The sequence below is a fragment of the Parasphingorhabdus sp. genome (assembly GCF_036964565.1).
Classification (GTDB): domain Bacteria; phylum Pseudomonadota; class Alphaproteobacteria; order Sphingomonadales; family Sphingomonadaceae; genus Parasphingorhabdus.
On the sequence record NZ_JBALTN010000005.1, the window covers coordinates 251464 to 276441 of the forward strand.

At 62.4% G+C, this 24978-nt stretch carries 23 protein-coding genes; 12 read left to right on the forward strand and 11 right to left on the reverse strand.

Features of this window, described 5'->3' with window-relative positions; all coding sequences use genetic code 11:
* Positions 1 to 241: 241 nt before the first annotated feature.
* The 5 genes from pnp to ligA all read left to right on the forward strand — a co-directional run bounded on the left by pnp (position 242) and on the right by ligA (position 8280).
* Complete coding sequence (pnp, locus tag V7650_RS08955; protein ID WP_335655887.1) at positions 242 to 2536, forward strand: polyribonucleotide nucleotidyltransferase; 2295 nt, start codon at positions 242 to 244, stop codon at positions 2534 to 2536.
* 250 nt (positions 2537 to 2786) lie between these two features.
* Positions 2787 to 3575 (forward strand): outer membrane protein assembly factor BamD, encoded by a 789-nt coding sequence (locus V7650_RS08960; protein WP_335655888.1) that lies wholly within the window; start codon positions 2787 to 2789, stop codon positions 3573 to 3575.
* 56 nt (positions 3576 to 3631) lie between these two features.
* On the forward strand, positions 3632 to 5296 hold the full coding sequence (gene recN / locus V7650_RS08965) for a DNA repair protein RecN (RefSeq protein WP_335655889.1): 1665 nt from the start codon (positions 3632 to 3634) through the stop codon (positions 5294 to 5296).
* A 212-nt stretch (positions 5297 to 5508) separates the two neighbouring features.
* Positions 5509 to 5919, forward strand: a complete 411-nt coding sequence (locus tag V7650_RS08970) for an endonuclease domain-containing protein (RefSeq protein ID WP_335655890.1) — start codon at positions 5509 to 5511, stop codon at positions 5917 to 5919.
* A 213-nt stretch (positions 5920 to 6132) separates the two neighbouring features.
* Positions 6133 to 8280, forward strand: a complete 2148-nt coding sequence (gene ligA, locus V7650_RS08975) for an NAD-dependent DNA ligase LigA (RefSeq protein WP_442955279.1) — start codon at positions 6133 to 6135, stop codon at positions 8278 to 8280.
* A gap of 221 nt (positions 8281 to 8501) precedes the next feature.
* Here ligA and V7650_RS08980 read toward each other — a convergent pair whose 3' ends face one another.
* Positions 8502 to 9356, reverse strand: a complete 855-nt coding sequence (locus V7650_RS08980) for a sterol desaturase family protein (protein ID WP_335655892.1) — start codon at positions 9354 to 9356, stop codon at positions 8502 to 8504.
* A gap of 87 nt (positions 9357 to 9443) precedes the next feature.
* Between V7650_RS08980 and V7650_RS08985 the strand changes: the two genes are divergently transcribed.
* Entirely contained in the window at positions 9444 to 10106 is a 663-nt protein-coding gene (locus V7650_RS08985; RefSeq protein WP_335655893.1) for a Crp/Fnr family transcriptional regulator, read from the forward strand.
* Between the two features lie 4 nt (positions 10107 to 10110).
* Here the strand turns inward: V7650_RS08985 and V7650_RS08990 are convergent, their stop codons facing one another.
* Entirely contained in the window at positions 10111 to 10797 is a 687-nt protein-coding gene (locus tag V7650_RS08990; RefSeq protein ID WP_335655894.1) for a TIGR02117 family protein, read from the reverse strand.
* Positions 10798 to 10826: 29 nt separating this feature from the next.
* On the opposite strand from V7650_RS08990, the gene phhA reads away from it, so the two are divergent.
* Positions 10827 to 11720, forward strand: a complete 894-nt coding sequence (gene phhA / locus V7650_RS08995; protein WP_335655895.1) for a phenylalanine 4-monooxygenase — start codon at positions 10827 to 10829, stop codon at positions 11718 to 11720.
* 91 nt (positions 11721 to 11811) lie between these two features.
* On the opposite strand, the gene V7650_RS09000 is transcribed toward phhA, so the two are convergent.
* Together V7650_RS09000 and V7650_RS09005 are read right to left on the reverse strand one after the other, a co-directional pair.
* Complete coding sequence (locus V7650_RS09000; RefSeq protein WP_335655896.1) at positions 11812 to 12795, reverse strand: 50S ribosomal protein L11 methyltransferase; 984 nt, start codon at positions 12793 to 12795, stop codon at positions 11812 to 11814.
* Positions 12796 to 12807: 12 nt separating this feature from the next.
* Positions 12808 to 14688: an ABC-F family ATP-binding cassette domain-containing protein gene (locus V7650_RS09005; RefSeq protein WP_335655897.1), complete on the reverse strand. Its 1881-nt coding sequence runs from the start codon at positions 14686 to 14688 to the stop codon at positions 12808 to 12810.
* 114 nt (positions 14689 to 14802) lie between these two features.
* Here V7650_RS09005 and V7650_RS09010 point away from each other — a divergent pair, with 114 nt between their 5' ends.
* Together V7650_RS09010 and V7650_RS09015 are read left to right on the forward strand one after the other, a co-directional pair.
* Positions 14803 to 16479, forward strand: coding sequence for a M20/M25/M40 family metallo-hydrolase (locus tag V7650_RS09010; RefSeq protein WP_335655898.1), 1677 nt, complete (start codon positions 14803 to 14805; stop codon positions 16477 to 16479).
* Positions 16480 to 16593: 114 nt separating this feature from the next.
* The gene (locus V7650_RS09015) at positions 16594 to 17880 is read left to right on the forward strand and encodes an MgtC/SapB family protein (protein WP_335655899.1); all 1287 of its coding nucleotides are present in this window, start codon (positions 16594 to 16596) and stop codon (positions 17878 to 17880) included.
* Between the two features lie 15 nt (positions 17881 to 17895).
* Here V7650_RS09015 and V7650_RS09020 read toward each other — a convergent pair whose 3' ends face one another.
* Both V7650_RS09020 and V7650_RS09025 read right to left on the reverse strand, forming a co-directional pair.
* Positions 17896 to 18576 (reverse strand): spermidine synthase, encoded by a 681-nt coding sequence (locus V7650_RS09020; RefSeq protein ID WP_335655900.1) that lies wholly within the window; start codon positions 18574 to 18576, stop codon positions 17896 to 17898.
* Complete coding sequence (locus V7650_RS09025) at positions 18573 to 19286, reverse strand: SDR family NAD(P)-dependent oxidoreductase (protein WP_335655901.1); 714 nt, start codon at positions 19284 to 19286, stop codon at positions 18573 to 18575. The genes V7650_RS09020 and V7650_RS09025 overlap by 4 nt, the downstream gene beginning before the upstream one ends.
* A gap of 201 nt (positions 19287 to 19487) precedes the next feature.
* On the opposite strand from V7650_RS09025, the gene sdhC reads away from it, so the two are divergent.
* The 3 genes from sdhC to sdhA are packed head-to-tail and all read left to right on the forward strand — an operon-like array spanning position 19488 to position 22123.
* Entirely contained in the window at positions 19488 to 19898 is a 411-nt protein-coding gene (gene sdhC, locus V7650_RS09030; RefSeq protein ID WP_335655902.1) for a succinate dehydrogenase, cytochrome b556 subunit, read from the forward strand.
* Between the two features lie 18 nt (positions 19899 to 19916).
* On the forward strand, positions 19917 to 20306 hold the full coding sequence (sdhD, locus tag V7650_RS09035) for a succinate dehydrogenase, hydrophobic membrane anchor protein (protein ID WP_335655903.1): 390 nt from the start codon (positions 19917 to 19919) through the stop codon (positions 20304 to 20306).
* Entirely contained in the window at positions 20303 to 22123 is a 1821-nt protein-coding gene (gene sdhA / locus V7650_RS09040) for a succinate dehydrogenase flavoprotein subunit (protein ID WP_335655904.1), read from the forward strand. Before sdhD ends, sdhA begins: the two co-directional genes overlap by 4 nt.
* Before the next feature lie 24 nt (positions 22124 to 22147).
* Here sdhA and V7650_RS09045 read toward each other — a convergent pair whose 3' ends face one another.
* From V7650_RS09045 to V7650_RS09065, 5 genes are read right to left on the reverse strand one after another with little or no spacing between them, the layout of a single operon-like run.
* Positions 22148 to 22399 (reverse strand): type II toxin-antitoxin system RelE/ParE family toxin, encoded by a 252-nt coding sequence (locus tag V7650_RS09045; protein ID WP_335655905.1) that lies wholly within the window; start codon positions 22397 to 22399, stop codon positions 22148 to 22150.
* Positions 22400 to 22425: 26 nt separating this feature from the next.
* Positions 22426 to 22674: a type II toxin-antitoxin system ParD family antitoxin gene (locus V7650_RS09050; RefSeq protein ID WP_335655906.1), complete on the reverse strand. Its 249-nt coding sequence runs from the start codon at positions 22672 to 22674 to the stop codon at positions 22426 to 22428.
* 32 nt (positions 22675 to 22706) lie between these two features.
* Positions 22707 to 23270: a hypothetical protein gene (locus V7650_RS09055; protein ID WP_335655907.1), complete on the reverse strand. Its 564-nt coding sequence runs from the start codon at positions 23268 to 23270 to the stop codon at positions 22707 to 22709.
* A 40-nt stretch (positions 23271 to 23310) separates the two neighbouring features.
* Positions 23311 to 23799, reverse strand: coding sequence for a hypothetical protein (locus V7650_RS09060; protein ID WP_335655908.1), 489 nt, complete (start codon positions 23797 to 23799; stop codon positions 23311 to 23313).
* A gap of 25 nt (positions 23800 to 23824) precedes the next feature.
* A complete protein-coding gene (locus tag V7650_RS09065) occupies positions 23825 to 24973 on the reverse strand; it encodes an alpha-hydroxy acid oxidase (RefSeq protein WP_335655909.1) in 1149 nt (382 codons plus the stop codon).
* Positions 24974 to 24978 lie beyond the last annotated feature (5 nt).

Here is a 24978-nt window from a genome sequence, read left to right on the forward strand (position 1 = left end):
CCCCCTGAGCGGGGCCGTTTTCTTATGACCGTTAGTGGTGAGCCTGTCGAACCACCCTTCTCCTACGAGAGACGCCCTTCGACAGGTTCAAGGCTAACGGCAAAATGCCAAATTTCGCAATAAGGTGAAATGAGGCGAGTGTATGGGGCAAGAATGACCCCGAACCGCTGTCCAGCCGGATTGCTGGACACAGGAAAGCCCCCGCACTGCATAGGGCAGGCGGGACAAAGGAAAAATACGAATGTTTGATGTAAAGAAAGTTGAAATGGAGTGGGGCGGACAGACCCTCACCCTCGAAACGGGCCGGATTGCCCGTCAGGCTGATGGCGCGGTTCTCGCGACCCTCGGCGAAACGGTCGTGCTGTGCGCAGTCACCGCCGCCAAATCGGTGCGCGAAGGGCAGGATTTCTTCCCGCTCACCGTGCACTATCAGGAAAAATTCTCAGCCGCCGGTCGTATCCCGGGGGGCTTCTTCAAGCGCGAAGGCCGTGCGACGGAAAAGGAAACGCTGACATCGCGTTTGATTGACCGTCCTTGCCGCCCGCTGTTCCCAGAAGGTTTCTACAACGAAATCAACGTGATCTGTCAGGTGATGAGCTATGACGGTGTCAACGAGCCTGACATTCTCGCGATGGTTGCCGCTTCTGCTGCCCTGACCATCTCCGGCGTTCCCTTCATGGGTCCGATCGGAGCAGCGCGCGTTGGCTACAAGGAAGGCGAGTATCAGCTGAACCCGTCGATGGAAGAAGTCGCCAATGGCGAACTCGACCTGGTTGTTGCAGGCACCATGGGCGCCGTGATGATGGTGGAATCGGAAGCGCAGGAGCTGTCCGAAGAAGTTATGCTCGGTGCCGTACAGTTCGCACATGATGCGTCCAAGCAGGTCGCCAACCTGATCATCGATCTCGCTGAAAAGGCGGCCAAGGATCCGTGGCAGCTTGATGCTGGCGACGACAACAGCGCGATCAAGGAAGACCTGCGCAAGCTGGTCGGAAAAGATATCGCCGCGGCCTACAAGAAGACCGACAAGTCAGAGCGTTCCGACGCGCTGAACAAGGTTCGCGACAAGGCCAAGGAAAAATATGCCGACGCAGACGGCCAGACCCAGATGACCGCCGGCAAGATGGTCAAGAAGCTGGAAGCCGAAATCGTTCGCGGCGCGATCCTCAAGGATGGTACCCGTATCGACGGCCGCAAGCTCGATCAGGTTCGCCCGATCGAAGCGATGGTTGGCCTGCTGCCGCGGACCCACGGTTCCGCTCTGTTCACCCGCGGTGAAACCCAGGCAATCGTGACCACGACGCTTGGCACCAAGGACGCCGAGCAGATGATCGACGGCCTCGACGGTCTGAGCTACACCAACTTCATGCTGCACTATAACTTCCCGCCCTATTCGGTCGGCGAAGTCGGTCGTTTCGGCTTTACCAGCCGCCGCGAAACCGGTCATGGCAAGCTCGCTTTCCGCGCGCTTCGGCCAGTTCTGCCGTCAGTGGAAGAATTCCCGTATACCATCCGCGTATTGTCCGACATCACCGAGTCCAACGGTTCGTCCTCGATGGCGACAGTTTGCGGTGGATCGCTGGCGATGATGGATGCCGGCGTGCCCCTCGCGCGTCCGGTTTCCGGTATCGCGATGGGCCTGATCCTCGAAGGCGAAGATTTTGCGGTTCTGTCCGACATCCTCGGCGATGAAGATCATCTCGGCGACATGGACTTCAAGGTTGCGGGTACCGAAAAGGGTATCACCTCCTTGCAGATGGACATCAAGGTTGCCGGCATCACGCAGGAAATCATGAAGTCTGCTCTGGAACAGGCCAGCGGCGGCCGCGCGCATATCCTTGGCGAAATGTCCAAGGCGCTCAGCTCCGTTCGTACCGAAATGTCCGAACATGCTCCGCGCATCGAAACCTTGCAGATCAACAAGGAAAAGATCCGTGAAGTCATTGGTACCGGCGGCAAGGTCATCCGTGAAATCGTTGCGGAAACCGGAGCCAAGGTCGATATCGATGACGAAGGCCTGATCAAGATTTCCTCTTCCGACAAGTCCCAGATCGATGCGGCAATCGCATGGATCAAAGGCATCGTCGAAGAAGCGGAAGTCGGCAAGGTCTATGACGGCAAGGTCGTCAATCTGGTCGACTTTGGCGCATTCGTGAATTTCATGGGCGGCAAGGACGGTCTCGTCCACGTCTCGGAAATCAAGAATGAGCGGGTCGAGAAGGTCTCCGACGTCCTGAGCGAAGGCCAGGAAGTCAAGGTCAAGGTCCTCGAGATCGACCAGCGGGGCAAGGTTCGCCTGTCGATGCGGGTTGTCGATCAGGAAACCGGCGAAGAGCTGGAGGACACCCGTCCTGCACGCGAACCACGCGGTGACAAGCCTCGTGGCCCACGCCGTGACGGTGCTGGTGGTGGCGGTCGCGGACGCGATGGCGGCGGCCGAGGCCGTGACGGTGGCGGACGTGGCCGCAACAATGATGGTCCGAAGGACGAGGGCGGCGGCGATATTCCGTTGCCGGCTTCGATCACCGAAGACTAGATTTTCGCTACAAGAAACAATCAGGGGCCCGGAGCGATCCGGGCCCTTTTTTATGTGGCCAAGGGTCCGTCGGACGATTGTCACCATGCAGTGGGAATTAAGTCGAAAGTCGGAGAGGAATAATGCGTCGCCCTGGGGGTGATTAATGTCCGGTAAAGCTGCGAGCGAACAGGGAGAGAACGACTGCACCAGCGGCTTTTTTTGCTTTATTCTTGGCTGGACGAAAACAAGCGGTTAAGAGGTCTGCCATATGACAAAACACATGATCAAATGGGCCGTCATCGGTCTCTCCGCCACGATGCTTTCCGGTTGCGCGCTGCTTGGCGGCGGCGGCAGCAGCGGGCGTGGCACCGACACGCGCTATGTCGCACGCGATGTGGATACGCTCTACAGCGCGGCCAAGGAACGGCTGGATCGCGGCCAGTACAAGATCGCAGCGGCGCTGTTCGACGAGGTCGAGCGCCAGCACCCCTATTCGCCATGGGCGCGTCGCGCGCAGCAGATGAGTGCCTTCAGCTATTATCTGGCGAATGACTATAACAAGGCGATCGAATCATCGCGGCGCTTCCTGTCGATCCACCCGGGCAACGAGGACGCGCCCTATGCCTATTATCTGATCGCGCTCTGCTATTATGAACAGATGAGCGATGTTACCCGCGACCAGAAGATCACCGAACAGGCGCTGGCCTCTCTCGGCGAGGTGGCGCGGCGCTATCCCAATTCGCGCTATGCGGCGGACGCCAAGCTGAAAATGGATCTGGTCAACGACCATTTGGCCGGCAAGGAAATGGAAATCGGACGTTTCTATCAGCGGCGCGGCAAATGGCTGGCCGCCACCATCCGCTTCCGCACGGTGATCGAGAAATATCAGACGACCACCCACACACCGGAAGCGCTGATGCGGCTGACCGAATCCTATCTGGCACTGGGCGTTCCGGTCGAGGCGAAGAAAACCGCCGCCGTCCTGGGCGCCAACTATCCGGGCACCAAATGGTACGAACGCGCCTATGACCTGGTCAACAAGCACGATGCTACCTAGCATCACCGGTGCTGCAATGCGTTGCGACTAGGGTGAACCTGTTTTAAGAGGGCTCTGTGCTGCAGTCCCTTTCCATCCGCGATATCGTCCTTATCGAAGCGCTCGATCTCGAGTTCGGGCAGGGCCTGACCGTGCTGACTGGCGAGACCGGTGCCGGCAAGTCGATCCTGCTCGACAGCCTGGGGCTGGCGCTAGGCAACCGGGCCGACAGCGGGCTGGTCCGGCAGGGAACCGACAAGGCTCAGGTGACTGCCAGTTTTGGCGCGCCGGCATCCGGCAGCAGGCTGGCGGAGACGCTCGCCGACAATGACATCGCCATCGAACCTGGCGAACCGCTGATCATCAGGCGTTCGGTCAAGGCCGATGGCGGCAGCCGCGCCTTCATCAACGACCAGCCCTGTTCGGCGGCCCTGCTGCGCACGGTCGGCAGCCAGCTCATCGAGATCCACGGCCAGCATGATGATCGCGGCCTGATCAACGCCAAGGGGCACCGGGCCCTGCTCGACGCCTTTGCCGGTGTCGACGGCCGTCCGGTCAGCGAGGCCTTTGATGCCTGGCAGGCGGCGAAAAGGGGGCTGGAGAAGGCAAGGCAGGAGCTGGAAGCGGCAGAGCAGGATCGCGAGTATCTGGAGCACAGCGTGGCCGAGCTGGCCAAGTTCGCGCCGCAGCCCGGCGAGGAACAGGAACTGGCGCTGGAACGGGCGACGATGATGAAGGGCGAAAAGCTGACCGGCGACCTCGAGGCGGTGCGCTCGGCTTTCGAGGGCTCGGAAGGCGGGCTCGCCTCGCTGCGGGCGGCGGCGCGGCGCCTCGATCGCATCGCCGAGGACCATCCCCTGCTGAAGGACGCACTGGAGGCGCTCGACCGCTCGATCATCGATGCCGGCGAGGCCGAGGACAAGCTCAACGAGGCAGCGGCGGCGCTGAGCTTTGACCCGCAGCGACTCGACGACATGGAGACCCGGCTGTTCGATCTGAGGGGGCTGGCGCGCAAGCACCGGGTGGAGCCCGACCAGCTGTCAGAGCTGCTGAATGACCTGCAAGGCAAGCTGGCGGCGATCAGCGATGGCGGTAGGACTTTGGAAGGATTGGAGGCTTCGGTGGCCAGCTCGAAAGCCGGTTACGTGGCGGCGGCGGAGACGCTAGACGCACAGCGCAGCAAGGCGGCCAAGGCGCTCGACAAGGCGGTGGCCGGAGAGCTGGCGCCGCTCAAGCTGGATGCGGCCCGATTTGAGACTTTGCTTGAAAAAATGCCGGAAGAGCATTGGAATAAAAGCGGAATGGACCGGATCGAGTTTCTGATCGCGACCAACCCCGGCGCGCCGCTTGCGCCGCTCGGCAAGATCGCATCGGGCGGCGAGCTTTCGCGCTTCATTCTGGCGCTGAAAGTGGCGCTGGCGGAAGAATATGGCCTCAAATCGATCATCTTCGACGAAGTTGACCGCGGCGTCGGCGGCGCGGTGGCTTCGGCAATCGGCGACCGGCTGTCGCGGCTGTCGAAGGGCGCACAGCTGCTGGTCGTCACCCACAGCCCGCAGGTCGCCTCCAAGGGCGATGCGCATATGCTGATCAACAAGTCGCTCAGCGGCACGGTTTCGCGCACTGATGTCAGCGCGCTGGACGCCGAAGGGCGGCGGCAGGAGATTGCACGGATGCTGTCGGGCGCGGATGTGACCGACGAGGCGAGAGCGCAGGCGGACCGGTTGCTGGAGGGGGTTTGAGTGGGAATCTCCGTTGTCGCGGGGCCCTCAGGATCAGGGCAGTCTAAGCCCCTCCTCTTCAGAGGAGGGGTTGGGGTGGTGGCGATGCGAAAGCATCGCTCGCGCAGCGAATGCCGCTGGTGCCAACGGAAATACATGGGAAACGCTGAGGGCGGCTTTTCGCCGAGAGAAACCACCCCAACCCCTCCTTTAAAAAGGAGGGGCTTCAGCTTGTGATCGACCGGGCCACTCTTCTTGCTCGGGCGAGGGATATGCGGCGCAATCCTACGGAGCCGGAGAAGCGGCTTTGGCGGCATCTTTCGGCTTCGCAGCTTGAGGGCCATAAATTTCGCAGGCAGACGGTGATTGATTATTGTATCGGCGATTTTTTCTGTCCGCTGAAAAAGCTAATTGTGGAAGTGGATGGGGATACGCATGATAGCGAGGCGGATTTCAAGCGGGATGACCGGTTGCGTGGCAAGGGATATCGGACAGTGCGGTTCAGTAATTTGGATGTGATGGGGAATATGGACGGGGTTTTGGTGGTTTTGCGTGATGCGTTGGAGGGGACTCCGGATCGGTGGGCTGGGCGTCAGGCCTCCACCACCCCAAACCCCTCCTCTCAAGAAGAGGGGCTTTGGTGAGCGAGAGCCTTGCTAACACCGCCTATGATCGGGTGCCCCGATTTAAGCCCCTCCTTTTTAAAGGAGGGGTTGGGGTGGTTTGGTGCCGCTTGTCGCTGCGCGAGCGATGCAAGAGCATTGCCACCACCCCAACCCTCCTCTCAAGAGGAGGGGCTATTCGTGACCGCCACTCCGATTGAAAATCTCTCCGAAGCCGATGCCGCCAATGAGCTGATGCGTCTGGCGCGCAAGATTGCCAAGCATAACCGGCTCTATCACGCCGAGGACAGCCCGGAAATTTCCGATGCGGATTATGACGCGCTGGTGCGGCGGAATAACGAGCTGGAGGCGGCCTTTCCGCATCTCGTCCGCGACGACAGTCCGAACCGGCTGGTCGGGGCAGCGGTGGCGGCGTCGCCCTTGTCGAAGGTCAAGCACGAGCAGCGGATGATGAGCCTCGACAACGGCTTTGCCGACGAGGATATCGCCGAATGGCTGGCGCGGGTGCGGCGGTTTCTGAACCTGGAAGAGGGCGCGCCGGTGGCGGTGACGGCGGAGGACAAGATTGATGGCCTGTCCTGCTCGCTGCGCTACGAGAAGGGCGAGTTGGTGCTGGCGGCGACGCGGGGCGACGGGCAGGTTGGCGAGGATGTGACCGCGAATGTGCGGAAGATCGGGGATGTTCCGGAGCGACTGTATCCCCGCGTAGGCGGGGATCCATCTCCCGATGGTGCTGCCGAGGCGCGAGCGGGAGATAGGCTCCTGCCTTCGCAGGAGCACACTTCCCCTCCCATCCCCGATCTGTTCGAAATCCGCGGGGAGGTCTATATGGCCAAGGCGGATTTTGCCGGGCTCAACGAGCGGCTGATGGACGAGGGCCGGGCCGATGCGGCGGCCAAGGGGATGGAATTTGATCCAGAGAAGATCCGGCAATTTGCCAATCCGCGCAACGCTGCCGCCGGGTCGCTGCGGCAGAAGGACGCGCAAATCACCGCCAAGCGGCCGCTGAAATTCTGGGCGCATGGCTGGGGCGTGCACAGCGATTTGCCGGGCGAGACGGCATTTGACGTCATGAAGGCCATCGAAAGCTGGGGCGTGCCGGTGTCGCCGCTGGTCCGGCGGATGGAGTCGCTGGAGGAGATGCTCGCCCATTATCGCCATATCGAGGCGGAGCGGGCGGAGATGCCCTATGATATCGACGGCGTCGTCTACAAGGTCGACCGCCTCGACTGGCAGCAGCGGCTGGGCTTTGTCGCCAAGGCGCCGCGCTGGGCAATCGCGCATAAATTTCCCGCCGAGCAGGCGCAGACAACGCTGGAGAGCATCGATATCCAGGTCGGGCGCACCGGCAAGCTGACCCCGGTCGGGCGGCTGACGCCGGTGACGGTCGGCGGTGTGGTGGTGTCCAACGTAACGCTGCACAATCGCGACGAGATCGGCAGGCTCGGCGTGCGCCCCGGCGACCGGGTGGTGATCCAGCGGGCCGGCGATGTCATTCCGCAGGTGGTCGATAATCTGACCCGCGACGAACAACGCGAACCTTATCATTTCCCGGATCATTGCCCCGAATGCGGCAGCGAAGCCGTCGCCGAAGAGGGCGAGGTCGATGTCCGCTGCACCGGTGGGCTGATCTGCCCTGCGCAGCGGTTCCAACGACTGGCGCATTTTGTCTCGCGCGCGGCGCTGGATATCGACGGGCTCGGCGAGAAGAGCATTGCCGAATTTATCGCGGCGGGCTGGCTCGAAAGTCCGGCCGATATCTTTCGCCTGCACGAGCATCGGACGGAGATCCTGGCGCGCGAGGGCTGGCAGGAAAAGTCTGTGGATAATCTGTTGGCGGCTGTGGAAAAGAAGCGGAAGCCGGATGCGGCGCGGCTGCTGTTCGGGCTGGGGATCCGGCATATCGGGACGGTTACGGCGCGGGATTTGCTGAAGAATTTCCGGACGCTGCCACGATTGGCCGAAGTGGGCCAGGCAGCGCGCGATGAGGAAGCTGCACGCGACGAAATTACCTCGATCGACGGGGTTGGGCCGACGGTGGCGCAGGCGCTCGCGGATTTCTTCCACGAACCGCACAACCGTGAAGTGTGGGACGACCTGCTCGGCGAAGTCTCACCGCCCGACTATATCGTCGAAACCCGCGAAAGCGCGGTGAGCGGAAAGACCATCGTATTTACCGGCAAGCTGGAAACGATGAGCCGTGACGAGGCCAAGGCGCAGGCCGAGGCGCTGGGGGCGAAGGCATCCGGGTCGGTAAGTTCGAAGACCGATCTGCTGGTCGCCGGGCCGGGGGCTGGATCGAAGGCGAAGAAGGCGGCGGAACTGGGGATCGAAGTGATCGACGAGGCGGCCTGGGCGGAGATTGTGAAGGCGGCGGGGTGAGTGGGTCTGTCATTTGTTCCCAGTATCCCTACTAGCCGTTAGTCCCGGGCCTATCGAAGGATGTGTGTCATCGAGACGCGCACTTCGACAGACTCAGTGCTGACGGCTTGTTCTTGCCATCCGTCAACAAAGGAGCGTCATTGCGAGGAGCGTAGCGACGTGGCAATCCGGAGCGGGGAGCGACGCCCTGGATTGCTTCGCTTCGCTCGCAATGACGGAATTCAGGTTCTCGACGCGGCTTCGATTGCGGCCAGTTCCCGTACTCCATGGCCGCCTTCTCTGTTCTCCGGAAAGATCGGCCAGGCCAGTTGCTGGCCCAGGGTGGCGGGGGCGAGATCTTCGACGCCGTAGCTTTCGGGATAGCGGCGGGTGATCCGGGCGGTGCCGAACAGCACGTCCCAGAAGAACAGGAGATTGCCGAAATTGCCCTTGTAGTGGGTGACGCCGTCGCTCTTGTGCCGGCCATGATGGGCATGGTGCGTTGCGGGTGTCGATATCGTCCTTTCCACGACCCACATGACCGGCGACAACCATTTGAACTTGTAGAGCTTTTCGTCCCAGGCGACATCGCTGTGCGCGCCGACGATGACCGCCATCTTGACGATGATATAGAAGACATAGACCCAGCCCAGGCCGAGATAGATCAGCACGCCGGAAAACCAGATGCTCGGCATGGTGAGATAGTAGAAGATATTATTCCGGTAGACCAGACGGACGCTCATGTAGCGGGCGTTGTGGTGCGAGCGGTGCAGATTGTAGAGAAAGGGCACGCTGTGCGACAGTCGGTGCCACCAATATTGCATCATGTCGTCGAACACCAGGAACAGGCCGATCGCCGCGATCAGCGGGATGCCGGCCAGCGCTCCGGCCCATTGCGGCGCCGCTGCGCCCATCACGAACTGGACCGCGAGAAAGATCGCCGGCTGCGTGATCCCGAGCAGCACGAACGAGCCGATGATCTCGACCCAGGCGTCGTCGCGGGTCTGCTCGGGCTTGCTGAACAGGCGGGTGCGGAGCAGTTCGAGCGTGCCGAACAGCAGGAATATTCCGCTGATCGCGTAAATTTCCGGGCGCATATTCTCTCTCCTGCCGTCTGTTCGTTGAGGCTTGCCTAGCGCAGGCAGGCGTGGTTAAATGCAAACTGCTTTGCATTGAGGGAAATTATGCAGGATTCGTCCCTGGCAGCGACCGGCTTCGTCAAAGCCCTTCCCGCCGATGTCCGCACCGCCCTGCTGGCCAGCGGGCGGGACCAGCGTTTTGCCCGGGGCCAGATCATCCAGCAGCGCGGCGACCGGGCCCGCGAATTCTGGTATGTTGCCAGCGGTACGGTGCAGATCGGCCGCTATGGTCTTGACGGGCGACTGATCCTGTTCGCGCTGCTCGGCGCCGGCGATACGTTCGGCGAGCTGGCCTTCATGGGGGAATTTCCGCGTGCGGTGGACGCGATTGCCGGCTCTGCCTGCACCCTGACCCGGATCGGGGAAGGCGCGCTGCGCCGCCTGATGGAATCCGATCCCGCGATCACCCGGCTGCTGCTCAAGACGATGGCGCTGACCGTGCAGGAGGCGTTCGACCTGATCGAGGCGAGCCGCAACCTGTCGGTGCCGCAGCGGCTGGCGCAGGCCTTGCTGCAGCTGTCCGCCGATCGGCCCGAAGACCGTGCGGTCCGGGCGACCCAGCAGGATCTGGCCGACCTGGTCGGCGTGTCCCGCGTGTCGCTGGGCAAGGCGCTGGCGCGGCTGCAGGAGGAAGGTCTGGTCGACCCGGGATATGGCTTCATCGGCATCGCTGACCGCGGCGCGCTGCGGGCCTTTCTCGCCGACTAGCGGCTCAGCCGCGCGGCTCGGGAAACCAGCGCATCACGCCGCCCTGGAACGGGGTCCACAGGCCGGTTCGGATACCGGCCTGGCGGAGCACGTCGCTGGTCCAGTTGTTGCAGGTGTGGAGGGCGCTGTAGTGACCGTGCGAGCGATAGAAGAGATCGGTGGCGCCGTAGCCCGGTGAGGGTTGCGAGCGGTAATGGTCGTCGAGCGCGAACCGCGACTCGATCGCGGCGGCGATCCTGCGATATTCGGCAGTGCTGACGGTGAGCGGGCGGCGATAATGGGGATAAGCCTGTGGATATTGCAGGTGATCGACGTGGACAAGTACCGCGTCGCTGCCGAATATCGCGCTGAACGCATCGGCGGCGCGCAGTTCCGACCAGGTCGGGGTGTTGCGATACACCCCTTCGTGGCCCCAGCCGACCAGGATATGGCTGCCGTAGCGCGACGGGTCCGGCAGATGTTCGGGCCGGACCAGCGGCGTCCAGTCGTGCACCTCGTTCCACACCGGCATGACGATGCCGGTGTGCAGTCCGTTGGTTTCGATGAACAGCTCGACACCGTCTTCGGGCGGCTGCCAGTCGCGGTTCGCGGGCAGCAGGCTGCCGGCCAGGGCTGCCAGCAGATAGGCGGAAGGGATCGCCGCCAGGGCGAGGATGCTCCGCTTCAACCATTTTGTCGATAAAGTTGCCATTGAAACCAATTTTGCTGTAAGATGCTGCCATGCTTAGCAAACCCGAAACCGAATCCCATGTCTATGACAAGCCGCCGGCCCACGCAAATGCGGACTGGACGATCGATCAGGACTGGCAGGCCTATAGCGCCGAAGACCACGAAACCTGGGACATATTATATGCCCGGCAGAAGGAGATGCTGGCCGGACGCGCCGCGCAGGCGTTCCTGAACGGTGTCGACATATTGAAGCTGTCGCGGCCGGGTATTCCCGATTTCGACGAACTCAACCGCATCCTGATGGATGCCACCGGCTGGCAGGTGGTGGCGGTGCCGGGGCTGGTGCCGGACGATGTGTTCTTTGACCATCTCGCCAACCGGCGCTTTGTCTCGGGCAATTTCATCCGGCGGCGCGATCAGCTCGACTATCTGCAGGAACCGGACATTTTCCACGATGTGTTTGGCCATGTGCCGATGCTCGCCGACCAGCGCTTCGCCGACTATATGGCAGCCTATGGCCGCGGCGGGCTCCGGGCGCTGAAATATGGCACGCTGAAGCAGCTGGCCCGGCTCTACTGGTATACCGTGGAATTCGGCCTGATCCGCGAGCCGGAAGGGCTGCGCATCTATGGCGCGGGGATTGTTTCCAGCTATGGCGAGAGCGTGTTTGCGCTCGATGATCCGAGCCCCAACCGGATATTGTTCGATCTCGAGCGGGTGCTGCGCACCGAGTACCGGATCGACGATTATCAGCAGAATTATTTCGTCATCCCGAGCCTCGACGAGCTGCTGCGGGTGACGGTCGAGACCGATTTCAAGCCGGTCTACGACCGGATCGCGGACTTGCCGGATATCCGGATTGCCGAAATTGTCGAGGGCGACGAGGTGCTGACCGAAGGCACGCAGGCCTATGCGCGGTCGAAGGGCGAAGCCACGGTTGTCTGAATATTTGTGTACCAGCGTAGGCAGGTACCCATCTCCTGAAATTACGTCTTAACCGGCTGGTCCTAGATGGACCCCTGCCTACGCAGGGGTACTAGCATTCCCCGAAATAATCCGATGCGAGCGGGGATTTTTTCCGGTGCGGCTTGCGGGTCCAGCCATATTTCCTTGCCTTGACCAGGGTCAGGCACGGCCATTCATTGTCGAGCCGGCTATGCTTGAGGCGAAAGCCCTCGCGGACATAGGCGCGGACGACTTCGGCCTTCTGGCGGCTGAGCAGGCCGGCGAGCAGCAGCACGGTGCCCGGCTTTGCCGCGGCGGTGATTTGCGGGGCGAGCGCGACCAGCGGACCGGCGAGGATATTGGCGATGATCAGGTCATAGGGCGCGCGCTGGCCGAGCGACGGATGGTCGAGGCCATTGCTCTGGACCAGGCGGACATGGCTGCGGTCATTGCCCAGCGGGATCGCATTTTGTGCGGCATTGGCCCCGGTCACGGTCACCGCCACCGGATCGATGTCGCTGGCGATGGTCTTCGCATCGCGCCACAGATAATGGGCGGCAAAGGCAAGCAGACCGGTGCCGGTGCCGATATCGGCGATATTGCGGAACCGGTGGCCGGTCCGGCGGAGCTGGTCGAGGCTAAGCAGGCAGCCCATGGTGGTTTCATGGTGACCGGTGCCGAACGCCTGGCCGGCGTCGATGCAGATATTGACCAGTTTCGGGTTGCCCGAGGGCCGGTCGCTCGCGGTGTGGACGTGGAAGCGGCCAGCGCGCAGGGGCTCGAGTCCCTGCTGGCTGAGCGTCACCCAGTCCTCGTCGGCGAGCCGCTCGACCAGCGGCTGGACGCCGGTCGCGCTGGCCGAGGGAGACAGCAGCAGCAGGTTGCCGAGCAGCTCGGCATCCGGCGGCATTTGGCAATAGACGTCGATCATCCACGCGTCGGGATGCTTCGGATCGGTTTCGCTGGCGACGATGGTGGGGGTGGAATCGCTGGAGCTGACGAACAGATTGTCTTCCGAGAGAATCCGCGCCTCGGCCCGGGTGCAGGGGATCGAGACCTTCCAGGTGTCGCTCATGGCCGGCGGCGGTCAGGCATCGACATTGTCCCGCTCCAGCTGGTCGGTGGCTTCCATCCACTGCGCTTCCGCCCTGTCGAGCCGATCCTGCGTGTCGGCGCGCAACTTCATCAGGTCGGACATGGCGAGATCGGCATGTTTCGGATCGGCAGAGGCCGGATCGAACATCGCGCGATCGATGGCGGAGATGTCGGCGGCCAGCTGCTGCATCTGTTTCTCGGCGCTGGTGACGCTCTTGCGCAATTCGGTCTGCTGCTTGCGCCGCTCGGCGGCCATGCGCCGTTCCTCCTTGCGGTTGCCGCCGCCGGCCTTGCCGGACGCGGAACCGGGCTGGTTCTTGCCGAGCACGAAGTCGGTATAATCCTTCAGCGTGCCGGCAAATTCCTCGGCCTTGCCGCTGTCGACCATCACCAGACGGTCGGCGGTGAGCTCCAGCATGTGCCGGTCATGGCTGACCAGAATGACGGCGCCGCTATATTCGTTGAGCGCGTGGACCAAAGCTTCGCGCGCATCGACGTCGAGATGGTTCGTCGGTTCGTCGAGGATCAGCAGATGCGGGGCATCGCGGGTGATCATCGCCAGCGCCAGCCGGGCGCGCTCGCCGCCGGACAGCTTGCCGACCTTGATCGTCGCCTTGTCGCCGGAGAAGCCGAAGCGGCCGAGCTGGGCGCGCACCGCTCCGGGCTTGGCATCCTTCATCAGCCGCGTCATGTGCTCGAGCGGCGTGTCCGAGGTATCGAGTTCCTCGACCTGATATTGGGTGAAATAGCCGACGGTCAGCTTGCCCGACTTGTTGATCGCACCGGCTTTCGGCTCGAGCTGGCTGGCGAGCAGGCGGGCGAGGGTGGTCTTGCCGTTGCCGTTGCGGCCAAGGAGCGCCGTCCGGTCATCGGGATCAAGGCGCATGTTGAGGCCGGAGAGGATGATATTGTCGCCATAGCCGACCGACGCATCGTCGAGCGTGACCAGCGGCGGCTTCAGCTCGGCAGGGCTGGGGAAATGGAAGCTGAGCGAGGGGTCGTCGATCGCCGCGGCAATCGGCTCCATGCGGGCGAGCGCCTTGACCCGGCTCTGGGCCTGTTTCGCGCTGTGCGCCTTGGCGCCCCAGCGGGAGACGAAGGATTCCAGCTTCTCGCGCTGAGCGATCTGCTTTTCGCGCGAGGAGGCGAGCTGCGCCTGGCGCTCGGCCCGCTGCTTCTCGAACGCGTCATAGCCGCCGGGATAGAGAGTCGTGGTGCCGTGCTGCAGATGCAGGATATGGTCGACGACATTGTTGAGCAGGTCGCGTTCGTGGCTTATCACCAGGATCGTTGCCTGATAGCTGGTCAGGAAATTCTCCAGCCACAGGGTCGCTTCAAGATCGAGGTGGTTGGAGGGCTCGTCGAGCAGCAGCATGTCCGGCTGCGAGAAGAGCAGGGCGGCGAGTGCCACGCGCATCCGCCAGCCGCCGGAGAAGCTGTCCATCGGCTGTTGCTGCGCTTCCTCGTCGAAGCCGAGGCCGATCAGGATCTTGGCGGCGCGCGCCGGGGCGCTGTGCGCCTCTATCATGTTCAGCCGCTCGTGGATCTCGCCGATCCGGTGGGGATCGGAGGCGGTTTCCGCCTCCGCCAGCAGCGCTGCCCGCTCGACGTCGGCGGCGAGCACGGTATCCAGCGGACTGTCCTGCCCGGCCGGCGCTTCCTGCGCGATATAGCCGAGCCGTGCGTCCTTGGGCATGTCGACGCTGCCGTCATCGGGCTCGAGCATGCCCGCGATCACCTTCATCAGGGTCGACTTGCCGGCACCATTGCGGCCGATCATGCCGACACGCGCGCCCGGAGGCAGCGCAGCGCTTGCGCCATCGAGGATCACGGTGCCGCCGAGGCGCACGGTTATATTGTTGAAATTAAGCATGGGCAGCCGTTAGCGGAGCGTGCGCCTTTGTGCAAAAGATAGCGTAAAAAACTTCGCGTGCAAATTCGGGCGGAGAGGCTAGTATCCTTGGCTTAGCCCAATTTCAGGAGTTTTATGTTGTTTTCAGGTCGCCCCCTCCGCTTGTTGTCCGCCACCGTCTTGTTGTCCGTCTCGCCCGCCTACGCGCAATCCGCCGACCAGACGGTCGCGATCAGCGCCGATGAAATCACCCGGACGGTGAAAACCATGACCCTCGACCAGTTCGAGGGACGGGCCCCGGGCACCGCCGGAGAAGACCGGACGATCGGCTATCTGATCGGGCGGTTCGAGGCGCTGGGGCTGGAACCCGGCGGGGTGGACGGCAGCTGGACGCAGCAGGTTCCGCTGCTGCACACGCATCTTGGCAAGCCGGAGACGCTGGCTTTTTCGGTCGATGGCAAAAGCATGGCCCTGAACGCCGGCAAGGATATCTATGTTTCGACCCTGCAGCCCAATGACCAGGCGGTGGTCGACGGTGCGGAGATGGTGTTCGTCGGCTATGGCGTGACCGCGCCGGAGCGCGATTGGGACGACTTCAAGGATGTCGATCTCAAGGGCAAGGTCGCGGTCTTTCTGGTCAATGATCCCGATTTCGCTGCCGCCAAGGACGAAGCCGTGGCGGACAGATTCGGCGGTCGGGCGATGACCTATTACGGACGCTGGACCTACAAGTTCGAGGAAGCATCGCGGCGCGGTGCGGTCGCGGCGCTGATCATCCACGAAACCGAAGCGGCGGGCTATGGCTGGAGCGTCGTGGAAAGCCCGCAGGGCGAAAATTACGGCATCGTCAAGCCAGCGGACCAGGTCACCAGCCTGGCGCTGCAAGGCTGGATCAGCGGGGAAACGGCGGGGAAACTCTTTGCCGGTGCCGGGCTGGACCTTGCCGACCTTCGCGCCGCGGCGCGGACCCGGGAATTCCGGCCGGTCGCGCTTGCAGCAAGTTTCTCGGCCGATTATCCGGTCGAACAGGAAGTGGTGCAAAGCCAGAATGTGTTTGGCAAGATCAGCGGCAAATCGCGGCCCGACGAAACGATCATCTATGGCGCGCACTGGGACGCCTATGGTGAGGGTCCGCCGGACGACGAAGGCCGGATCTATCGCGCCGGAGCCAATGACGATGCGCTTGGTATCGCCGGGATCATGGAGATCGCCCGCAAGTTCAAATCGCAGCCGCAGCCCGACCGCACGATCGTGATCGCCGCCTGGACGGCCGAGGAACGCGGCCTGCTGGGTTCGGAATTTTATGCGCAAAATCCGATCTATCCGGTGGAGAAGACGGTCGCCAATCTGGCGATTGATGTCCTGCAGACCGCCGGGAAGGCGAAAGACGTGATCCTCGTCGGCAAGGGGCAGGGGACGCTGGAAGACGATCTTGCCCGGTTCGCCCAGTTGCAGGGCCGGGTGACCAAGGAAAATCTGCCCGAGCGGGGGCTGTTTTTCCGGGCCGATCATTTCTCGCTGGCCAAGCAAGGGGTGCCGGTGCTGCTGATGATGAGCCTGGCGGGCGCGTCCGACCTGGTCGAGGGTGGCCGGCAAGCGGGCCAGAAATGGATCGATGACTATACCGGCAATTGCTATCATGCCGCCTGTGATGCCTGGTCACCAGAGTGGAACCTGGATGGCGCGCTACAGGATATCAACGTGATGTTCGATATCGGCAACAGCTTCGCCTATTCCGACCAATGGCCGGAATGGAAGGCGGGTTCCGAATTCAAGAAAATCCGCGATTCGAGCGCCGAAGCACGGCAGTGATGCGGCGGCATCAGGATATTTGCGTATAGGATGCACCGCTCGCCGACCTGATGAGCATCGGATGATCATGCCGGATCCCCGATTGCGCCAGCGCAGCCCCTGCCGGTCCTGCCGATGAACCTGTCGGGCGAGTGGCTGATTTATCGCGATCTCGCCATTGCGCTGGCGGCGGGGCTGCTGATCGGCCTCGAGCGCGGCTGGGCTATGCGCGGCGAGCGGCGCGGGAGCCGTGTCGCCGGGATTCGCACCTTCGGCTTGATCGCCGGAATGGGCGGTCTGGTGGCGTTGATTGCACAGAGCCTCAACATGGTGCTGGCGGCAATCCTGCTGGCCGCGATGGTGACGATGTTATCGGTCAGCTATGCGAGGACGATCCATCTGCCGGACGGACGGAGCATCACCAATTATGTGGTCGCGCTGTCGACATTGTGCCTGGGTCTTCTGGCCGGCAGCGGCCATCCGGCGGTGGCGATGGCCGGCGCGGCTATCGTGGCTGCGCTGTTGTCGACGCGCGACCGATTGCACGGATTTCTGCGCAAGCTGGGTTCCACGGACATCAAGGCGGCGATCCGCTTTGCGATCATCGTCCTGGCAGTATTGCCGTTTCTGCCGGATCAGGCCTATGGCCCTTATGATGCGCTGAACCCGCAGCAATTGTGGCTGGTCGTCGTGCTGGTGACCGGTCTGTCCTTCGCCGGCTATGTCGCCAACCGGATTTTCGGTGCCGCTCACGGCACGATCGTGACGGCCGTGATCGGCGGCGCCTACAGTTCCACCGCGGTTACCGCATCGCTTGCCCAGAGCCTGCGCAGCGAAGCGGCCAACCGGCGTACCCTGTCGGCAGGAATCGCACTGGCTTCGTCGGTGATGTATGTCCGGGTGCTGCTGCTGACATTCGTCCTGGCGAATTTCGCCTTCGTTACGCTCGCCTTGATCCTGCTCCCGGCAGTGGTCGCTGCCGCGATCTCCGGTTTGCTGATGCTGCGCAAGCGCGGTGCGACGAAGGCGGACGCACAAGTCGAGACGCGCAACCCAATTCGCCTGCTGCCCGCCTTTTTCTTTGCCGCGACGGTTGCCGTGATGTCGATGGCCGCTCATTGGGCCGAGGCGAAATATGGCAGCAGCGGGATCGCCTATCTGGTCTTGATCATGGGATCGTTCGATGTCGATGCCGCGATCATCACGCTTGGAACGCTGACGGGGGGGACGATTTCCGTTCATGTCGCCGGGTTCGTGCTGGCGATGACGGTATTGGCCAATATGATCTTCAAGACCGGGGTGGTGATCGTCACCGCCGGCTGGAAAAGCGGTCGATCTGCATCGCTTTCGCTGGTTGCCAGTAGCCTGATCCTGGCGCTGGCAGGACTGGTCAGTTTCGTGGTGCTGGATATCCGTTTCTAGGGAGCCAAGCCGACGCTAGTCTCTCCTGGCCAGCCAGATCGTGTGTTTCGCGCCCTTGCCGTTGCTGCGGGCGGGGACCGATTTTTCTTCGACGGCAAAGCCCGATTTGTGCAGCCGCGCGGTGAATCGCGCATCCCCCTCGCTCGACCAGACCGCCAGTATGCCGTTGCTGCGCAGCGCCTTCTTCGCCGCCGCCAGACCGGCCATGCTATAAAGCCGGTCATTGGCTTCGTGGGTCAGCCCGTCGGGACCATTGTCGACGTCGAGCAGGATCGCGTCATAGTCGCGGTCCGCCTTGCCGATGACATCGCAGACGTCGCCGGTGGTCATGGTCACCCGGCTGTCGTCCAGGCATTTCTGCGATAGCGCTGCCATCGGCCCGCGTGCCCATTTGACGATGGCCGGGATCAGTTCCACCACTTCCGCATTCGCTTGTGGCGGCAGCACCGACAAGGCGGCGCGCAAGGTGAATCCCATCCCGTAGCCGCCGATCAGCAGGCGCGGATTCTTGACGCCAAGGCCCGCGCAGGTGAGGGTGGCGAGTGCCTCTTCCGATCCGCTGAGCCGGCTGTTCATCAATTCGATGCGGCCGAGCATGATCGAAAATTCGTCCGCGCCCTTCAGTTCGCGGCGGAACAGTCGCAGCTCGCCGCCGCCGGGAATCGGTGCGGTGTCCAGCAGTTCGCGGGCGATCATCGCACGAAGCTGGCGCCATTGGCGTCGAGTACCGCGCCGGTCATGCTGGCCGGTGCATCGAGCGCGCAATAGCGGGCCATCGATGCGATTTCCTCGGGCTGTGCCACCCGGCCGAGCGGAATGTCGGCGAGCAGCTTGTCGCCACCGCGGCTGGCCAGATAATCCTCGGCCATGCCGGTCATGGTGAAGCCGGGGCAGATGGCGAAGGCGAGGATATCTTCGCTTGCATAAGCCCTGGCGATGGTCTTGGTCATCGCCACCATGCCGCCCTTGGACGCCGCATAATGCCAGTGTTCGGGGCCGTCGCCGCGATAGGCGGCGCGGCTGGCGATATTGACGATCCGGCCGCTTTCGCCGCGCTGCCGGAAATGGAGCACCGCCAGACGGCACAGTTCGGCCGATGCGGTCAGGTTGATGGTCATCGTACGGTTCCAGCTGTCCAGCCAGTCGTCGGCGGTGATCGGGTTGGGCTGGAAGAGGCCGGCGTTGTTGACCAGCACGTCGATGCGGCCGTCGAGCCGGTCGAGCGCCTGGTCCCACAGCTCCGGTGCCGCGCCGTCCCGGGTGAAATCCGCAGCGATCAGGTCATCGTCGCCCGCAGTGCTCTGGCCGACGACCTTCAAATGGTCCTGATCCAGTGATTCGATGATCGCCTTGCCGATGCCGCGGCTGGCGCCGGTGACGAGAATATGTGTTTTTGCCTTGCTCATGTCCCGCTGACTAGAACGCCGAGGCGCGCGCGTCCATGAGAGATGCGGATTTTGTGCAGTGGACGGGGATGATGCGGCCTGCCCCTAATAAATTATCCAAATCCAGCGCATCTGGTTTGCATGATACGCGCTTTTCGCTAAGGGAATGGTTCGATTTCAAAGACTCCGGCACGGGCCGGGGGGATTGCTCAGGGGAAGACCATGGCCGGCGCATCAGGTTCACCATCGAACAGACCGCTTTCACCGCATCTGCAGGTGTATAAATGGGGGCCGCATATGCTGGTGTCCATCCTGCACCGGGCGACCGGCGACGGCATGGCGCTGGTCGGCGTGCCGCTGCTGGTCTGGTGGCTTTACGCGATTGCGGCGGGGCCGGAAAGCTACGCCTATTTCCAGAGCTGGTTCGACTTTCTCTATCTCGGCTATATCGTGCTGGTCGGCATGAGCTTTGCCTTTTTCGAGCATATGTATTCGGGCCTGCGCCATTTCGTGATGGATGCCGGCGCCGGCTACGAGCTCAACACCAACAAGCTGTGGGCGACCGCGGTGCCGCTGGCGGCGATCCTTACCACCGCGGCGATGTGGCTCTATATCGCTTTCAAGAATATCTGACAGGACAGGAATCAGACCATGGGTTCAGGAACCAACATCGGCCGCGTCCGCGGCCTTGGATCGGCACAGGAAGGCGCGCATCACTGGATCGTCCAGCGGGTTACCGCGGTCAGCAATCTGCTGCTCGTCCTGTGGCTGGTGATCTCGCTCGTCCGGCTGCCGAATTTCGGCCATGAACTGATCGTCGAATGGCTGGCCTCGCCGCTGGTGGCGGTGCCGATGATGCTGATGCTGGTCAGCATATTCTGGCATCTGCGCCTTGGACTGCAGGTGCTGATCGAGGATTATGTCCCGGATCACGGCATGAAATTCGGCCTGATCATCCTGCTCAACTTTTTCGCCCTTGGCGGCGCGTCGCTGGGAATTTTCTCGGTCGCGAAAATAGCCTTTACCGGAGTGGTAGCATGAACACCGAACAATCCACCCAGCCTGCCTACAAGATCATTGACCACAGCTACGACACCGTCGTCGTCGGCGCCGGCGGTTCCGGTCTGCGTGCGACCATGGGCGCGGCAGAATCGGGCCTGAAAACGGCCTGCATCACCAAGGTCTTCCCGACCCGTTCGCACACGGTTGCGGCGCAGGGCGGTATCGCTGCCTCGCTCGGCAACAATACGCCCGACCACTGGCAGTGGCACATGTATGACACGGTCAAGGGCTCCGACTGGCTCGGCGACCAGGACGCGATCGAATATCTGGTGCGCGAAGCGCCGCAGGCGGTCTATGAGCTGGAACATGCCGGCGTGCCTTTCTCGCGGAACGAAGACGGTACCATCTACCAGCGTCCGTTCGGCGGCCACATGCAGAATATGGGCGAGGGGCCTCCGGTCCAGCGCACCTGCGCCGCTGCCGACCGCACCGGCCACGCGATGCTGCATGCGCTCTACCAGCAGAGCCTGAAATATGACGCGGACTTCTTCATCGAATATTTCGCCATCGACCTGATCATGGAGAATGGCGAGTGCCGCGGCGTGATCGCTTTGTGCCTCGAGGACGGATCGATCCACCGCTTCCGCAGCCACGCGGTGGTACTGGCGACCGGCGGTTCCGGGCGCTGCTATTTCAGCGCGACCTCGGCCCATACCTGCACCGGCGACGGCGGCGGCATGGTGCTGCGCGCCGGCCTGCCGTTGCAGGACATGGAATTTGTCCAGTTCCACCCGACCGGCATCTACGGTGCCGGCGTGCTGATCACCGAGGGTGCCCGCGGCGAGGGCGGCTATCTGACCAACAGCGAAGGCGAGCGGTTCATGGAACGCTATGCGCCGAGCGCCAAGGATCTGGCCAGCCGCGACGTCGTGTCGCGCTGCATGGCCACCGAAATCCGCGAGGGCCGCGGCGTCGGACCGGAGAAGGACCATATCTATCTCCATCTCGACCATATCGCGCCGGAAGTGCTGGCCGAACGGCTGCCGGGCATCACCGAGACCGGCAAGATTTTCGCCGGCGTCGACCTGACCCGCGAGGCGCTGCCGGTGGTGCCGACGGTCCATTACAATATGGGCGGCATCCCCTGCAATTATCACGGCGAGGTGATCAACCCGACCAAGGATGATCCGGACGCGATTGTCCCCGGCCTCTATTCGGTCGGCGAAGCGGCCTGCGTTTCGGTGCACGGTGCCAACCGGCTCGGTTCCAACTCGCTGATCGATCTCGTGGTCTTCGGCCGTGCAACCGGCCTGCGGCTCAAGGAAAAGCTGGTGCCGAACGCGCCGCACAAGCCGCTGCCCGCCGATTCCGCCGACTTGGCGCTGCAGCGGCTCGACCATTTCCGCAACGCCAAGGGCCCGATCCCGACCGCACAGCTGCGCGTCGAAATGCAGAAGACGATGCAGGCGCACGCCGCCGTGTTCCGCGACAACACGTTGCTGGCCGAAGGCGTCGCGGCGATGGACAAGGTCAATGCCAAGCTTGCCGATATCGGCGTCACCGACCGTTCGCTGATCTGGAACACCGACCTGATCGAGACGCTCGAGCTCGACAATCTGATGAGCCAGGCGATGGTCACGATCAAGGCGGCCGCCAACCGCAAGGAAAGCCGCGGTGCGCACATGCAGGAAGACTATCCGGATCGCGACGATGCGGAATGGATGAAGCACACGGTCATCACCTTCGAAGGCTGGGGCGGCAAGGGCGGCAAGAGCGAAATCAGCTATCGCCCGGTCCATGACTACACGCTGACCGACGAAGCGACCTATGTGGAGCCGAAGAAGCGGGTTTATTGATTGTGATTCGGCTGAAGTGAGAGATTATTCCAGTCGATTATCGATATCGCGGGCTACGCGTAATATCTGGACGATCTCTATCTCGTCGTCCGAGACACGATAAAATATCAAATGCTGGTCGCATCGCATCTGGTGCAGACCGGGATGTTCTTCAACCTCCGGGAACCGGTTCGGGAATTCGCGCAAGGATTTGATTTGTTCGCGCAACTGCTCGGTGTAGTGTCTCGCCTGGTGTTTGCCCCATTGGGCTTTCGTTGATCCTGCAATGCGGCGCATCTCGGCTGACGCAGCGGAGCGAAATATCAGTCTTCGCACGCTTCGCCAAACTCATCGTCAAACCAGCGGTCAATATCAAATGCTGTATCAACAGGACTGGCCAGTCCTCGATCAATAGACTCGATCAGCTTTGACCTGAACTCGGTACGTTCTTCATGCATTCGCAAAGCATCCCGGATCACTTCGCTGGTGGACCCGTAGCGACCGGATTTTACCTGCTTGTGGATAAATTCAAGGTGATGGTCGCTCAGCGAAATCGAAGTGTTTTTGCTCATGAACGCAGATATACCAAATATTGGTAATCCGATCAATCCTGTGGCCGCGACTGCACAACCGGCTGCGGCAGCAGGCTTGTCGGGGCCGCAAGTTCTGCGGTTTCGGTCTTGCATCCGCTGCTGTGCGCCATCCCCTTGAGGAAGCTCCTCCGGGCAAATCCGGCGGCCATGGCCTGCTGGTAGCGCAGCTCGGCCGCGTTGGCGCCGCTGACTTCGCGGACGATGCCGCGGAACGGGATCAGTCCGCCGATAATCCCGCTCGCCACGCGGCTGACGCTGCGTTCGCGCTTCTCCGCGCGGGACACCCGGACGGTCTCGTTGACGTCCGGACCGAGAATCGGGCGAAGGCTGGCGATTTCGGTGGTGATGGCGCGGCATCCTTCGATGCCGGCCAGGTCATAGGGGGCTTTCTGGATTTCCAGCAGGCGTGCGGGAATCTCGTCCTGCTTCAGATTGACGTCCCGGGCCGGCTGGGTCACCGCGTTTTCCATATGGTCGACCATCGGCTGATCGGCATCCGGTGTCGCAGCCCGAAGCTCCGCGCCTGCGGCCAGCCAGATCATGCCAGATAGGGCGACAAGCTTCGCCGAACCCATGATATTTCTTCCTTGTTGCCCCCAAGGTTGAAAATGCGCCTTATGGCCGTGCGGGTGCGCGGCATCCCTTTTGAAGACCGACGCCCTTGAGGAAGCCGCGGCGGACGGTGCCCGCGTAGATGGCTTCGTTGTAGCGCCGCCGCTCGGCATTGGCACCGGTCACCTCACCGATGATGCCGCCAAAGGGAATGATCGAGCCGATCGCACTGCCGGCGACGCGTGCGGCGGTCTGCTCCCGCTTCTTGGCGAGGCTCTTGTCGACCACTTCGTTGACATCCGGACCGAGAACCTCGTTCAGCTGCTCCACCTCGGCGATGATGGCGGCGCATCTGCGCAGGCCGGCCAGCGAATAGGGATCCTCCTGGATTTCCTTCAGCTTGTCGGGCACTTCCTTGCCGTCAAACGGCTCGGTCACCCGGTTGCCTGCGGATTCCAGGGTGGAGTCCTCTTTTGCGCCCGATTGGGCAAGCGCGCCGGTTCCGCTCATGGCGGCGAACAGCAACAGTCCGCCTGCGTGCAACATTTTCATATTTCTAATCCCCTGAACGCGCGCGCTATCGAAAGCGTAGATTGTCGCGGTTCAATTGATCAACCGCTGTGACGCCCATTAGTTTCATATCACGTTCGATTTCCTTTTGCAGCAGGGACAGGATCCGTTCCACGCCGGCCTGTCCGGCTGCGGCGAGCGCATAGAGATAGAGACGTCCCCCCGAACAGGCCTTGGCGCCGACGCTGAGCGCTTTCAGCACGTGGCTGCCGCGGGTGATGCCGCCATCGCAGATCACGTCCAGCCTGTCGCCGACTGCGTCGCAGATCTCGGCAAGCTGGTCGAAGGGCGCGCGGCCGCCATCGAGCTGCCGGCCACCGTGGTTGGAGACCATGATCGCGGTTGCTCCGATATCGACCGCGCGCATGGCGTCCGCCACCGACATGATCCCCTTGAGGCAGAATTCACCGTCCCAGTCCCGGGCGATGTCCTCGGCCATTTTCCAGTCCAGCGACTGGTCGAGCTTATTGGTAAAATAGTCGGCCACGGATTTCGGGACGCTGGTGCCTTCGGACACATGCTCCTTGAGGTTGGAGAGTTCGAACGGTTCGCGGAACATGTAGTTCAGCCCCCATGCCGGCTTCGCCGCATAGCTCCAGAAGCTCGTCGGGGTGATCCGCGGCGGGCTGGTAAAGCCGGAGCGCAGGCAGCGCTCGCGGTTGCCGCCGACGATCGTGTCGACGGTCAGGGTCAGGGCGTCGAACTTTGCCGCCTTGCACCGTTCGATCATCGACCGGTTGAGATCCTTGTCCTTGTGGACGTAGAGCTGGAACATTTTCGGCGTGCTGATGCTCGAGCCAATCTCCTCGATGCTCACCGTGCCGAGGGAAGAGATGCCGAAATAGGTGCCGAATTTCTCGGCGGCCCGGGCGACGGCGCGCTCGCCCTGCCAGTGGAACAGGCGCTGGAGCGCGGTTGGGGACAGGAACAGCGGCATCGCCAGCGTCTGCCCCATCACCGTCGTGCTCATGTCGATCGTCTCGACGCCGGTCAGGACATTGGGCACAAGGTCGCAACGCTCGTAGGCCTCGGTATTCCGCCGCCGGGTCACTTCATCGTCTGCCGCCCCGTCGATATAGTCGAAAATCGGAAAGGGCAGGCGCTTTTTCGCCAGCGCGCGAAAGTCGTTCACATTGTGGCAATCCGAAATATTCATAACGG